Below are 11,601 nucleotides of genomic sequence, written 5' to 3' on the forward strand. Positions count from 1 at the left end.
CCGTCTTGATCGATCACGGCCTCTGCCACCCAGCGGAGCAAGATATGCCGAAAGGGCCCCTTTTCGCCGGGCAAGTCCTCAGGCCGGACGGCCTCCAGGCGCTCGGCAGCAAGATAGCGATATCCGTACTGAAAACCGCGCGACGTGCACCGGTCGGGTTCCGAACGCGTGCCCCGAGGAGTCCGGGAAGGACTGTCGCGTGTGGTGTGTGGCGGGCTCCAGGGCGAGCAGGTGGGTGGTAGCGCGGCCCGTTTTGGCAGATATAACAAGCCCGGCCGCGCGTCACGGCGCGCTGTCGAGCCCGACGGCCAAGGACCCGGGCACCCTGCTCCGCAGGGGCCCACCCGGGCCCGCCGTCGCCTGGACGAGCCGCGCCGCGCGGCGTGGAGATGGTCGACGGGCGGCGGAACTGGTCGACGTGGAGAGTCCAAAGCGGTCAGTCTCTCGCCGAGGGCAGGCTCCGGGAAGGGTCAGCCCGCAGGTTGCCGAGGTGGTCAAGCCGGGCACGGGCCCTGGCGTTGGGGGACGGAGTCACCAACCTGGGCCCTCCCCGTCACCAGAGAGCAGCAAAACACAAAGCAGGGGCCCCACCAGGCTGAAATGTACCTGCGGGCCTGGTGGGGCCCCTGCTTTGTGTGGTGCCACCCTCAGGTGACGGGAAGGGTCCAGGAAGGAGCCTCCTTTGAAGGCTTCAATCTCAGTAAGTCAGTATCTACTGAAAGCATGAAGGTGCAGGTCAGGGAATCACCGAGTGGTTGCGGTACACGCAGGTCCGGCGGTGTTCGTCCTCCCAGCTCTCGGCTTCCTCGATCGTGAGGTTGGTGACCTCCTGGCCGCATTTACGGCACAACCCGTCAACGTGCTCGACAACGGCCGGGTCGTTGCCGTTTTCGTCATCTCCGAGATACGACATGGTGGCTACTCCTTGAGTGTCAGCGGACGTCGTTGTGCAGGTCTTCGCGGATCTTCCGGGCAAGGGTCTCGTCGGTGAGCAGCCGGGCGACGAAGACCCTGAACAGGTCTTGTGTCGTCACGCGGGTCTTGCCCAGCTCGATCGCCGTCTCGCCACACCACGCCTTGAGCTGCTGATGACGCAGCGGCGAAAGGTCGACCGTCGACCGGATGGGCTTCGCCTTCGGCGCCGCGACCACAGGCGCGAGGTGACGCTCGCGGTCCTCCTGGGTCGGGACGGCGGGCGCGGCCGGGGACGCCGGCACTTCCGGAACGGGGTCCGGCCGGTTCCCACCAGCACGCGCCGCGGCACGCTCACGTGCTTTCTGCGCCAGCGCTTCCGCTTTCGCGGCCTGCTGTTCTGCCTTGGTGCTCATGCGCTGGTCTCCACAGTGGTGTTGAGGTCGAGCAGTTCCATCGCGACGTCACCGAACTCGGTGCTCATCGCATTGCGGATCGGTTCGCCGTACGCCTGGGCGAAGCGTTCCCGATCAGCGATCTGGGCGGTCAGGACGTGCACGCCGTCGTTGGTGATGGTCGTGCGGTACGTCTTCGGGCTGTTCGCCGACGCCTTGCACTTGACCAGCAGCGCGGCGTGGTGCGGCGGCCGACCGTGGACCGAGGCCGGGCCCTGCTCCTGCATCAGCTCCAGCACGCTGAACAAGCGGGTGTGGTCCATCGGAGTCGGCGCCAGCGGCGTCAGCACGTGCGTCGAGAAGCGGACAGCCGATGCCACGGTGCCGCGCTGAGCTGTCATGGGCGGGGTGTCGATCCCGACGACGTCGTAACGATCACCGATGATGCCGGGCAGCTCACGATCGAGGTTGCCGCCGCGCTTGCCGATCACGGGGAAGGGCAAGGGGCCGTCTTCCTGCCAGTCCTGGAGGTTCTCGTTCTCGCCGTCCGCGTCGACGCCGAGCACGTTCATGCCCGCCTCGTGAAAGGCCGACAGCAGGTACGCGGTCCCTGTCGTCTTGAGCGTCCCGCCCTTGAGGTTGACCATCGAAAAGATAATCACCGCAGGTCACACTGCCTTTCAGTAGATACTGAGATACTGAGAAGTGTAGTGGGGAGGGTTGATGCCCCTCCCCACTGGGCTGGTCAGAGCTCGAACTCGGTGTCCCGGGTGAGCGCGATCGCGAACTCCAGGCCGAGGCGGAAGTCGTTCGGCACACCGTCGGTCTCGAACCGATCGGCCAGGCCCTCGAACTGCCCGCCCTTGACCTCCCGCAACATGCTCACGATCGCCTCATCAGGGCTGTAGCTGTACTTCACCGAGGTCCGGCTCCTGTCAAGGAAGGTGTCCCGCAGCGCGTCCGCGACCTCCTCGCGGGTCTGGTCGACCGCGCGCTTCTGGATCTCCTCACCGAGCCAGCCCAGGCTCTCCGACAGGTCACTGGCCGTCGCGGTCTTGGTGATCCGAACCGGCTCGCTCATCGCGGTTTCTCCCTCGGTCTCTGCCTCGCTGGTCACTTCAGTATATCAGTAGATCAGTATCTACTGATATACTGAGATCAGTAGATCACTCGAATGGAGCATTTTCGTATTTGCGTTATCGTATTTTCGTCACTTGTGGTGGTACGATAACGGTATGACGGAAACGAAAACGAAAAACTCCGGCGAGAACGTCCCGGGATGCCGGTTCCCCATCGCGATCGACAAGACCTGTGGTCGTCCGACCGTCGCGGCCAGCGGAGACCCGGACGGACGCGGGCGGCCGTCGAACTACTGCGACAACCCCGAGCACCACCGCGCGGCGGCATGGCGTGCGCGGCAGAAGCTCGGAAGGTCCGCCGGGCAACAGGACCAGGGGGCCGAGCTCGTCGACGAGGTGCCCACTCCCGTGACGACGGCGGGCGCGCGGGCAACGGTGCTCCTCGACCAGACGAAGGCTCTCGTCGCGACGCTGGCGACCGCACAGCAGGCTTTGGTGAGCGAGCTCGCGACGCTGGGAGATCCGGACGCGACGGCGGCCGAGCTGGAGACGGTGACGACAGAGGCCGCCGAAACGGTGGCCAAGGCGAACGCCAGGGCAGCGAAGGCTGAAGCGGGACGCCGGGAGGACCGGGCCCAGGCTGAGGAGGCCAACGCGGCCGCCGTCGAGATCGCCGAACAGGCCGACCAGCTGCAAGGGCACCTGGTCGAGACGCGCGCGAACCTCGCCGAAGCCGAGCGGAACCTCACGGTCGTCGAGGCACAGAACGCCGAGCAGGACAGCGTGATCACGCGCCTCAACAGCGAGCTTGCGGAGGTTCGGGGCGAGCTGGAAGCCGAAGAGGAGCGGTCCGCCACGCTTCAGCAGAGCGTCGAAGTGTTGACCGAGGTCAGGGAGGAGCTTGACCGCGACCTGGGCCAGGAGCAGGAGTACAACCGCCACCTGAAGAACCTGGTCGAGCAGGCCAACGGTGAGCGGGACGAACAGCGCCGCCGGGCCGAAGCCGCGGAACTGAAGGCTCAGCTGACCGCGACGCAGGTGGAGCAGCTGCGCGAGGACGTCACGAACCTGCGTGGTGACGTCGAGCGGCACCAGGGCGAGGCCCGCGAGTACCTGGAGCAGGCGAACAGCGTCAGGCAGGAGAACGCCGGCATCGTGGCTCAGCTGGAAGCGGCCAAGCTGGCTCTCGCGGCCGAGCAGAACCACGCGAACCAGCGCGTCGGCGACCTGGAGCGGACCTACGAGCGCCAGCTCGGGGAGCTGCGCGCGGAGGTTGAGCGACTCCGAAACGGCAAGAAATAGCAGGTCAAGCGCGAGTTCAGTATGTACTGATCTACTGAACTCGCGCCAGCTGTCCGGCTACTTCTCCCACGAGTAACGCGGCATGACACCGTCGCCCGGCAGGGACTCGACGAGTTCGATCATCTCTTCCCGAGATCCCTTCCCCAGGCTTTCGCCTTGGTGGCCGTCCCATGCCTCGTATGTCCCGACGCGGTTCAAGGGGCCGTACACGCTGTACCGACCGCCGTCGGACTTGTCGCTCGTCACGGCGTAACCGTCCGGATTCTCATCCCGGATCACTCTGACCGCCATTGTCGATCTCCCTTTCTCCGGATGTACTGATCTACTGATCTACTGAACTCGCGTTTGGAGCTTCGCCAGCAACGCGTCTCGTCGCGGCCCGGCCGGTAGTCGCCATGCCCGAGCCAGCGGCGCGCGCGGGTCGAGTTCGAGCACGAGTTGCTCCTCCCGGTGCTTGATCGCAGCGGTCAGCGCGCGACCCAGGTGTCCGGCGAACATCGAACCGTCGTTGACCACGGTCCAGCCGCGCCCGTTGACCGCACGGACAGCGCGAGTCCGGCAAGGTCGCCGGTACTCCTGGTGGGCCTCGACGAGCAGCTTTCCCGCCAGGCCGATGACCTCGCCATAGGCGGAATCGACGCGGCCGCCCTTGTACCGGCGGCGGGAGGTGAGCCGGGTGACGCCCTGGGCGCGGGAGTGCCTGCGCAGGATCCGCCCGGCCTCAGCGCCCACAGCGGGCTCGACAGGCACCGTGACGACGGCCTTCTCCAGGCCCCAGTAGCCCCAGAACCGGCCCGGTCCTTCGCCGGGAGCGTGCCAGCGGACCGGGACGATGTGCTGGTACTCCTTCGCCGACGCGCCGCCGTGCTTGGCGAAGTACGTCACGAGCCGCCGGGGGTCAGCGGCCCGGCCGCCCTCGGTGGTGTCGACCCGAGTACCGGCCCCGACGTGCGCGGCGTACTCGACAGGGTCCGGGTGGTCGACCACAGCGGCCCAGGACGTCGACAGCCAGGTCTTGAAGTCCTCCATCGTGACCCGCTCGGTCAGGTACTCGCCGAAGACCGGCTTCCCGACCGCGTCGACCACCGGGACGAGCTTCCCGCGGGCATCGTGCACGTAGCGCCAGGTCGGGATCGTGGTGAACATGTGGATGTGCGGGGCGCGGCCGTCCTCGTCCTTCGCGCAGGTCTCGCAGGTGCACCAGTTGTAGACGCGCTCACCGTCGCGGTAGACCCACTGGTGACGCTGCTGGAACTCCAGTTTCCAGATGCACTGGATCTTGCCGAAAGTGCGCTCGAAGCGCTTCCGCCACGCCTTCATGTGCCTCTTCACCGTCTTGCCGTTCGGCGCGACCACGCCCCAGCAGCGCGGGTAGGTGAAGGTCAGCATCGCGGCGATGCGATCGATGTCGGTGAACATCGGGGTGAAGTCGAGGTCCGCGTAGCTTCCGATCATGTTCGAACGCGACTTCGCCGACCAGCTCGTCACCTCGCGCGTCGGGATCCGCTCGGGTTCCTCGAGCGCGATCAGCACGCCGTCGTCATCGACCTCCGCGAAGGTGGCCAGCGCGTCAGCGGCTTTCGCGCGCATGTCCCGGGCGCGGTTGTCGGTCCGATCGGCACGGGCTTCGTCGCGAGTCCACACCCGGACACGGCCGGGGGACATCGAGACGTACCACTGTGGACCCTCGGTCAGCGCGTCCGCCTGGTGCAGCTGCACGTCCGTCGCGTCGTCCCACAGCGGATTGTTGTCCTCTGTGGTCAGCCACGTGCAGCTCGCGCGGACGCCCGGGTGCTGTCCGGGGAACAAGGCAGCCGCGGACTGGAGCATCTCCGGGGAGGGAAACCGCCGGCGTGCGCGGCCGGTGTACTGCTCGACCATCGCGGCGATGACGGAGTCGTCATTGAATCGCGGCGTGTCACGGGGGGATGATGGGTGCGTGTCTGGCACGCCATCGGCTATGGTGAGCCCAGGCATTCGAGGTTCCGCTTCCGGTCAGAGGGAGGGCGGGACCGCCGGTTGAAGGGCTCCCAGCGCCAACTGGGGGTCCTTCTTTTTTGTCCGACGATCTTGTTCTGTTGTGGCGGCCAGCCTTTCGCACCGGCGGCCCGAGGTGAGCGGCGACACGCCGGTCAGGGCCCGGAAACCGGAAAAACGACATAGTTTTTCCATATCTTGCTGCGCGGTTCCGGCTGTCCGGGCCCTGCTCACGCGGCAGCCTCGCCGTCGTCCTCGATGAGCTGTCCGGCCTCGTGCTCGTCGACGAGCTCGTACTCGGTGATCGGCTCGACCGGCAGGTGGATGACGTTGCCCAGCTCGGCACGCATCTTCTCGACGAACTCGACCAGCTCAGCGATATCGGCATCGGTGACGTGCCCGTACCGGCACCGCTGCGCCTTCTTCTGCTCCTCGCGGAACGCGTACATGACGCCCGGCAGCGACTCCGGGATCGTCGAGCAGTCCGCGCCCCGGGCACTCGCCCGGTCGGTCAGGATCGCGTCAGTGTGGTCCTCGGTCGGCAGCCGGAAACCGATCCGGCGCGAGAACAAGTCGCGGATGGTGAAGACGTCCTTCGTCGGCTCCTGGATCAGCCCGCGCACGATGTATCCGGCCGCGCGCCCCAGCGTGAGGATAGTGCCGAGTGCGGCGTCGATACGCTCACGGCTCGACCGCGACCAGTACCGCAGCAGCGGCGCCAGCTCGTCGATGCAGATCAGCCGCAGCGGGGTCCGGATCGAGGGCACGAAGTCACGTTCGCCAGCGTTCGCACCGGCCGCGTTCGTCGCGTTCAGCTCGTCCGCGATCCGCTCCAGCAGCATCACCGTGTCCTGCTCGGTCACGGCGTAGTCGCCCGTGAAGTACTGGCCGTCAGCGGTCGTGCCCTTGCGCTTGGGCAGCGGCGCGTAGCTCCCGCGGCTTCGGCCTTCCGGCTCCTCCCACTCCGTGCAGCCGAAGTTTCCGGCGTCGACGAGCGAGATCCCTTGCCGCAGCTCCTTGTACTTGGGGTCGATGAAAATCGGCTTCACGATGCCGACCGCGATCGCCGGGGCCAGGCCCCGAAGCGGGTTCCACAACAGCGACGACTTGCCCGAGCCGGTCGCGCCCGCACCCGCAGTGTGGCCGCCAACCATGGACTCGCAAAACGTCTCCAGGAACTCGGTGATGCCCACCGGGATCGCCGCGAAGTCGATGTCCTCGACCGATTCCGGGATCGGGGTTGCCAGCACTTTCTCGGTCCGGAACGGGTCGCGGCGCATGAGGTCCATGCCGACCAGGCCAGGCAGGATCTCGCGCACGGCCAGGCGCTCGACGCCGAACGGGACACGCAGTTTCTCGCCCGCGTCCTCGAACATCGAGAGGTCCTGCCCGACCTGCATCTTCACCGTGAGCCGGTCCCAGTAGCGGCCCGAGGAGACCTTGCGAACCTTGGGCAGGTGGGTCTCACCGCCGACGTCGACGGCCAGGCCGCAGCGGGTCATGACCTTCTCCCAGCGGCGCCGGTACGCCCACCAGCGGCGGAACCACGACCGGAGCCAGCGCTCCACGGTCGCCTCGAACGACGCTCGGTGCGCCGCCTTCCACGTCGAGCCAGTGAGCAGGACCAGGCCGACGATCCCCGCGACCCACTGCCAGCCGATCAGCCACACCAGCCCGCCGACGCCGCCCAGCGTGAGCGAGGTACGCGGGTGCGATGCAGCCTGCATCAGGCTCCACAGCCCGAGCTTCGCCAGCCACTTCGCCGCCCACACGATCAGCCATCCGGCGACGCTGAACAGCGCGTTCAGGGTCCAGCCGATGACATTGGTCTTGGTGCTGCTCATCGCTGCTCACCTCCCGTTGTGCGCTCTCAGCGCCCGGATTCATTGGTTTCAAAGGGTTTTTGGCATGGTCGGGGCCCGGCACGAATTCGGAATTGGGGCCCCGACCTGCGGGAATTGCTACTTATTGCGCAGCGAATCGCGTACTGCCCAATCGACGTCTTCGCACACAGCGGAAGCCCGATCGATCGCGCGCTGAACGTTGCCGAGACTCATCGTGGTGGCCATACCGGCGGCCAGCTCCGGATCGATCCGGGCCGCGCCCTCGACCAGCTTGTGGATCCTCTCGACCTGAACATCGATCTCGTCGACTTCGGCCCGCAACGTGGTCATGCCGCCACCGCCTCAGTGAAGTACACCTTGCGGCGGCTGAACGCCTGCATCTCGTCCGCCGTCGAACTCACCGCGGCTCGTGCCGTCTTGACCAGCAACGACGCCTCTTCCAGCAGTCCGGCACTCACACCCGGGTACCGGTCCTCGACGTGATACACCCCGCGCTGAAGGCCGTCGACCATCGTGGACAGCCGGGCGAACTCGGCCGCGATCGTCCGGCGCCGCTGCTTGAGCTCCCGCAGCTGGCGGTAGAACTGCGCCCGTTCCTTCGCGCTCACCTTCACGTCCGCGATCTTGTTCGTCACGGCCGCCCGGATCAGTCCTTTCCGGATCTGTTTCCGGACACGCTTGGGCTGGAAGTTCGCGCCCTTCGCGGTCCCTCGAACACGGCTTCGCCCTGCCGGGGCCACTGCTGCGATCGCCATCTCCTACTCCCTTCCTCTCGACTTGCTCAGACGTACCGGTGCCACGTACTTCGCCATCACATCCCCGATTCACGAAACGCCCGGCACGCACCGCAACTCGGGCGATTCGCGAACCACACACCCTTCGTCTCGTTCCTGGGCACCACCAGGCCGCACAGCGCCGTGAACTTCCCGCTCCAGAACCCCATGCGTCCCGCGTGGACCTTCCCGCCGAACCTGCGCAACACCGTCATCACCACCCGTTCCCTGTAGAGCCCCAGCCAGCGCCAACCGGCTCAGGCTTCTTGTCCTCAATGGACGTCGGCACCGGCTCGATCTCCCGAACCTCCGCCTCAACAACCGACTCCGGCAACGGCGTGACCTGCGTCGGAACCTCCACAACGGACTCCGGACGCGGCAGGTCTTCCCGCGGCTTCTCCCCAGCCGAGTCGGCAGCGGCCCGAAGCGCGAACTTCACGATCACCAGGAACCCCAGCGCCGGAGTCGCGGCGAGCAGCCAGCCCGCCAGCGTGTCCCGAGCGCTCGACACCTGGGCGGCCATCTGGAACAGGAACGCCAGCACCAGCACCACGAGCGGACCGTGGCCGTAGCGGCGCCGCAACTCAAGCCCCGCCACGACCACCATCGACTCGATCACCACGGCGATGCCCCAGGCCACCAAGCCGTGCTGCCCGTTCTGCTCGGCCCACGTCCGCGTGTGCACGAACCCGATCGCGCCGCCGATCAGGCCGACAACCGTGGTGATCACCGCCCGGACACCGGACTCAACCCGCGACGCCATGATCAGTCCGCCTTCCGATCACGGTTGCGAACCTCGACCTGCGACGCGCACACACGCCCGTACGCGTTCAGAACGTCGTGGTAGACGTCCTGCAAGATCCGGTCCTTGCCGAAGTCCTGGACCTCAGCGATCGCCCGCTCCAGCAGCGACTTGGCTTCGGTCACCCGCTCGAACGGGCTCGTCTTGACGGCCATGATCAGGCAGCCTCAGCCGTCACGGACTCACCGACGCGGACGATCTCCGACGCGGTGAACCACACGCTCACGCCCGTGAGCTCCTTCGCGCCGTTCTCGTGCCGACGCTGCTTCTCGCTCACACCCACGGTGAAATCGCGCAATTCGCACTTGTCGAACATCTCGAAGCCCTCACCCGGGTTCGAGCGGCTGGACATCCCGACCTTGAACACCCGGTTCTCGACCTTCTGCTGCAGCTGGTTACGGACGCCGCAGAGGATTTCGAGGTCCCACTTCAACCGGCCGTCCTTCGTGATGTCCTGCTGGTTCTCCGAACCGAACTTCATGCGCGGGGTGCAGCCCAGGAACGCCATGCCCGCGAAGCTCGCCGCCTGATCGATCTGCAGGTTGCTGACGTCGTTCGCCATCGTGATCTCCCTCGATGTGGGGTCCGGCCCTGCCGGTCCTCGGTTTCCGTGTGTCCCACACTTTCCATGCATGGGATGTACGGGTGACTCTAGCCGTGTCGCGGGATGATCAGCAAGGGTTTTCGGTATATTCCATGTACGGGAAACGTGTTTCGGCTGGTAGACGGCCAAAAATTCCCCCAACGAAAGGCTGAACATGGCGTCCGGAGCAGGGCAACGGATCGCGGCCGAGTGGGCCGAGAAGATCGACAGCGGGGAGCTGAAACACGGTGATCCTCTGCCGACGTACCCACAGCTGGCAGAGCAGTACGGCGTCAGCCAGACCGTCATCCGAGACGCGCTCAAGGTCCTTCACCAGGACGGCTACCTCGTGTCGGACGGTCGCCGCGGAACGAAGGTGTTCAGGCTCAAGCGCTACGAGCTGCCCATGTACGTGCTCGAAGCGGACGACCGGGGAAGGGATGCGTTCGACGACGCCGTACGGCAGCAGGGCGGACAGCCCTACCAGCACATCAGGGTCGAGACGATCATTCCCAGCCTCGATACCCGCGCAGCTCTCGCGCTCGACGACGGCGAACTCGTCCTTGCTCGTCGACGAATGCGCACCATCGACGGCACGCCGTACGCCATTTGCGACAGCTTCTTCCCGTTCGAGCTGGTCAAAGGAACCGCGATCGCGGATCCCACCGACATCAAGCGCGGAGGCCGTCATGTCCTCCGGGAGCACGGGCTCGAGATGGTCCGACACCGTGATTGCATCCGGTCTCGTCGACCACACACCCGGGAGATCTCCGACCTGGACATTCCGAACGGACTGCCCGTGATTCGCCATGACCGCGTGAGCTTCACGTCCAGTGATCAGCCCATCCGGTTGATGGCGTCCGCGTTTCCCAGCGATCGCTGGCAGATCACTTATGAGGTGGAAAAGTGACCAGGATGAAGGCAATCAACCTTGCCCAGCATGGTGACGTCGATGACGTCCTGGAGCTGCTGAACGCGCGTGCCAAGTGGTTGAAGGCTCGCGGAAGCGACCAGTGGCACAACTTCGGCCAGAAGCAGGAGCAGCTGGCCGACGTCGTCGCGGCCGGGCGCACGTGGTTGATGCGAGACGACGAGACCGGGCGTCCGCTCGGAACCATCACGTTCACCGATGCTGACGCAGACTTTTGGACGCCAGCCGAGCAGGAGACGCCGGCGCTTTATCTCGCGAAGCTGGCCACCGATCCCGCGGCTTCAGGGCAGAACCTTGGGGCTCTCCTCCTAAAGTTCGCGCTGTACACCGCTGTGCCGCCCGTCGAGGAAGTTCGATTCGACGTGTGGCGGACGGCCAGCGACCTGCACGCGTACTACGAGCGGCAGGGTTGGACCAAGATTCGCCTTGTCGAGAAGCCGGGCAGGTTCTCCGGTGCTCTGTTCAGCCGTCGAGTCGTCCGGCCCCGCTCGAACGTCCTGCCGTCCGATCTCGTCGTCGCACCCGCTCGCGCTCTCCAGGACCCGGGCTATCGAGTTAGCCGGTCGGAAGGCGAACGCGAACACGGCGGCCATGGCATCGGGTGGCTCACCTAACCGTCCTCCCCGACGAGGCCCGCCGGAGCCAAGCGGCGGGCCTTTTTCATGCCCGCACCACGCCTCCTCCCCGACACCATCTCGCCGCCGTCGACGACCAGAGCACGTCTTGCAGATGCTCCGAATCCGGCCGCGCCCCCCCGGTATACCGGCCGTGACCGTCGCCAGCTGGCCCGCGTAACCGACCCGCTCAGCCCGCCGCCCGTCGACCACTTCCCGCGGCTTCCGACACAGAGCACCTCTTGCATGTGGTCGCCGAATCCCGTCTTGATCGATCACGGCCTCTGCCACCCAGCGGAGCAAGATATGCCGAAAGGGCCCCTTTTCGCCGGGCAAGTCCTCAGGCCGGACGGCCTCCAGGCGCTCGGCAGCAAGATAGCGATATCCGT

General features: G+C 66.2%; 15 protein-coding genes. 3 read left to right on the forward strand and 12 right to left on the reverse strand.

All coding sequences use genetic code 11. The features are described from left to right. Nucleotides 1-736: 736 nt before the first annotated feature. The 4 genes from ACLJRM_RS44050 to ACLJRM_RS44065 all read right to left on the reverse strand — a co-directional run bounded on the left by ACLJRM_RS44050 (nt 737) and on the right by ACLJRM_RS44065 (nt 2,388). Nucleotides 737-913, reverse strand: a complete 177-nt coding sequence (locus ACLJRM_RS44050; protein WP_410666426.1) for a hypothetical protein — start codon at nt 911-913, stop codon at nt 737-739. A gap of 19 nt (nt 914-932) precedes the next feature. Then, nucleotides 933-1,328: a hypothetical protein gene (locus tag ACLJRM_RS44055; protein WP_410666427.1), complete on the reverse strand. Its 396-nt coding sequence runs from the start codon at nt 1,326-1,328 to the stop codon at nt 933-935. Further along, on the reverse strand, nt 1,325-1,954 hold the full coding sequence (locus ACLJRM_RS44060; RefSeq protein ID WP_410666428.1) for a hypothetical protein: 630 nt from the start codon (nt 1,952-1,954) through the stop codon (nt 1,325-1,327). Before ACLJRM_RS44060 ends, ACLJRM_RS44055 begins: the two co-directional genes overlap by 4 nt. Before the next feature lie 98 nt (nt 1,955-2,052). Further along, nucleotides 2,053-2,388, reverse strand: coding sequence for a hypothetical protein (locus ACLJRM_RS44065; protein ID WP_410666429.1), 336 nt, complete (start codon nt 2,386-2,388; stop codon nt 2,053-2,055). A 154-nt stretch (nt 2,389-2,542) separates the two neighbouring features. Here ACLJRM_RS44065 and ACLJRM_RS44070 point away from each other — a divergent pair, with 154 nt between their 5' ends. Continuing rightward, nucleotides 2,543-3,688: a hypothetical protein gene (locus tag ACLJRM_RS44070; protein ID WP_410666430.1), complete on the forward strand. Its 1,146-nt coding sequence runs from the start codon at nt 2,543-2,545 to the stop codon at nt 3,686-3,688. 57 nt (nt 3,689-3,745) lie between these two features. Here ACLJRM_RS44070 and ACLJRM_RS44075 read toward each other — a convergent pair whose 3' ends face one another. From ACLJRM_RS44075 to ACLJRM_RS44110, 8 genes are all read right to left on the reverse strand, one after another. Continuing rightward, on the reverse strand, nt 3,746-3,979 hold the full coding sequence (locus ACLJRM_RS44075; protein WP_410666431.1) for a hypothetical protein: 234 nt from the start codon (nt 3,977-3,979) through the stop codon (nt 3,746-3,748). A gap of 39 nt (nt 3,980-4,018) precedes the next feature. Continuing rightward, nucleotides 4,019-5,569, reverse strand: a complete 1,551-nt coding sequence (locus tag ACLJRM_RS44080) for a hypothetical protein (RefSeq protein WP_410666432.1) — start codon at nt 5,567-5,569, stop codon at nt 4,019-4,021. A 326-nt stretch (nt 5,570-5,895) separates the two neighbouring features. Next, on the reverse strand, nt 5,896-7,509 hold the full coding sequence (locus tag ACLJRM_RS44085) for a hypothetical protein (protein WP_410666433.1): 1,614 nt from the start codon (nt 7,507-7,509) through the stop codon (nt 5,896-5,898). A 117-nt stretch (nt 7,510-7,626) separates the two neighbouring features. Then, nucleotides 7,627-7,839 (reverse strand): hypothetical protein, encoded by a 213-nt coding sequence (locus tag ACLJRM_RS44090; protein ID WP_410666434.1) that lies wholly within the window; start codon nt 7,837-7,839, stop codon nt 7,627-7,629. After that, on the reverse strand, nt 7,836-8,264 hold the full coding sequence (locus ACLJRM_RS44095; RefSeq protein ID WP_410666435.1) for a hypothetical protein: 429 nt from the start codon (nt 8,262-8,264) through the stop codon (nt 7,836-7,838). The genes ACLJRM_RS44090 and ACLJRM_RS44095 overlap by 4 nt, the downstream gene beginning before the upstream one ends. 232 nt (nt 8,265-8,496) lie before the next feature. Then, nucleotides 8,497-9,045: a DUF2637 domain-containing protein gene (locus ACLJRM_RS44100; RefSeq protein WP_410666436.1), complete on the reverse strand. Its 549-nt coding sequence runs from the start codon at nt 9,043-9,045 to the stop codon at nt 8,497-8,499. Nucleotides 9,046-9,047: 2 nt separating this feature from the next. Then, nucleotides 9,048-9,239: a hypothetical protein gene (locus tag ACLJRM_RS44105; RefSeq protein ID WP_410666437.1), complete on the reverse strand. Its 192-nt coding sequence runs from the start codon at nt 9,237-9,239 to the stop codon at nt 9,048-9,050. A gap of 2 nt (nt 9,240-9,241) precedes the next feature. Then, nucleotides 9,242-9,646: a hypothetical protein gene (locus ACLJRM_RS44110; RefSeq protein ID WP_410666438.1), complete on the reverse strand. Its 405-nt coding sequence runs from the start codon at nt 9,644-9,646 to the stop codon at nt 9,242-9,244. A 196-nt stretch (nt 9,647-9,842) separates the two neighbouring features. On the opposite strand from ACLJRM_RS44110, the gene ACLJRM_RS44115 reads away from it, so the two are divergent. Beyond that, nucleotides 9,843-10,577: a GntR family transcriptional regulator gene (locus ACLJRM_RS44115; RefSeq protein WP_410666439.1), complete on the forward strand. Its 735-nt coding sequence runs from the start codon at nt 9,843-9,845 to the stop codon at nt 10,575-10,577. Nucleotides 10,578-10,582: 5 nt separating this feature from the next. Next, nucleotides 10,583-11,212 (forward strand): GNAT family N-acetyltransferase, encoded by a 630-nt coding sequence (locus tag ACLJRM_RS44120; protein ID WP_410666440.1) that lies wholly within the window; start codon nt 10,583-10,585, stop codon nt 11,210-11,212. The last annotated feature ends 389 nt before the right edge of the window (nt 11,213-11,601 follow it).

This window comes from Amycolatopsis sp. lyj-84, assembly GCF_046549075.1.
In the GTDB taxonomy this organism is placed as follows: Bacteria; Actinomycetota; Actinomycetes; order Mycobacteriales; family Pseudonocardiaceae; genus Amycolatopsis.

What these genes read in the sequence shown, in the direction of transcription:
- ACLJRM_RS44050 (WP_410666426.1), bottom strand. Translation starts at nt 913, where the DNA reads ATGTCGTATCTCGGAGATGACGAAAACGGCAACGACCCGGCCGTTGTC.
- ACLJRM_RS44055 (WP_410666427.1), bottom strand. Translation starts at nt 1,328, where the DNA reads ATGAGCACCAAGGCAGAACAGCAGGCCGCGAAAGCGGAAGCGCTGGCG.
- ACLJRM_RS44060 (WP_410666428.1), bottom strand. Translation starts at nt 1,954, where the DNA reads ATGGTCAACCTCAAGGGCGGGACGCTCAAGACGACAGGGACCGCGTAC.
- ACLJRM_RS44065 (WP_410666429.1), bottom strand. Translation starts at nt 2,388, where the DNA reads ATGAGCGAGCCGGTTCGGATCACCAAGACCGCGACGGCCAGTGACCTG.
- ACLJRM_RS44070 (WP_410666430.1), top strand. Translation starts at nt 2,543, where the DNA reads ATGACGGAAACGAAAACGAAAAACTCCGGCGAGAACGTCCCGGGATGC.
- ACLJRM_RS44075 (WP_410666431.1), bottom strand. Translation starts at nt 3,979, where the DNA reads ATGGCGGTCAGAGTGATCCGGGATGAGAATCCGGACGGTTACGCCGTG.
- ACLJRM_RS44080 (WP_410666432.1), bottom strand. Translation starts at nt 5,569, where the DNA reads ATGGTCGAGCAGTACACCGGCCGCGCACGCCGGCGGTTTCCCTCCCCG.
- ACLJRM_RS44085 (WP_410666433.1), bottom strand. Translation starts at nt 7,509, where the DNA reads ATGAGCAGCACCAAGACCAATGTCATCGGCTGGACCCTGAACGCGCTG.
- ACLJRM_RS44090 (WP_410666434.1), bottom strand. Translation starts at nt 7,839, where the DNA reads ATGACCACGTTGCGGGCCGAAGTCGACGAGATCGATGTTCAGGTCGAG.
- ACLJRM_RS44095 (WP_410666435.1), bottom strand. Translation starts at nt 8,264, where the DNA reads ATGGCGATCGCAGCAGTGGCCCCGGCAGGGCGAAGCCGTGTTCGAGGG.
- ACLJRM_RS44100 (WP_410666436.1), bottom strand. Translation starts at nt 9,045, where the DNA reads ATGGCGTCGCGGGTTGAGTCCGGTGTCCGGGCGGTGATCACCACGGTT.
- ACLJRM_RS44105 (WP_410666437.1), bottom strand. Translation starts at nt 9,239, where the DNA reads ATGGCCGTCAAGACGAGCCCGTTCGAGCGGGTGACCGAAGCCAAGTCG.
- ACLJRM_RS44110 (WP_410666438.1), bottom strand. Translation starts at nt 9,646, where the DNA reads ATGGCGAACGACGTCAGCAACCTGCAGATCGATCAGGCGGCGAGCTTC.
- ACLJRM_RS44115 (WP_410666439.1), top strand. Translation starts at nt 9,843, where the DNA reads ATGGCGTCCGGAGCAGGGCAACGGATCGCGGCCGAGTGGGCCGAGAAG.
- ACLJRM_RS44120 (WP_410666440.1), top strand. Translation starts at nt 10,583, where the DNA reads ATGAAGGCAATCAACCTTGCCCAGCATGGTGACGTCGATGACGTCCTG.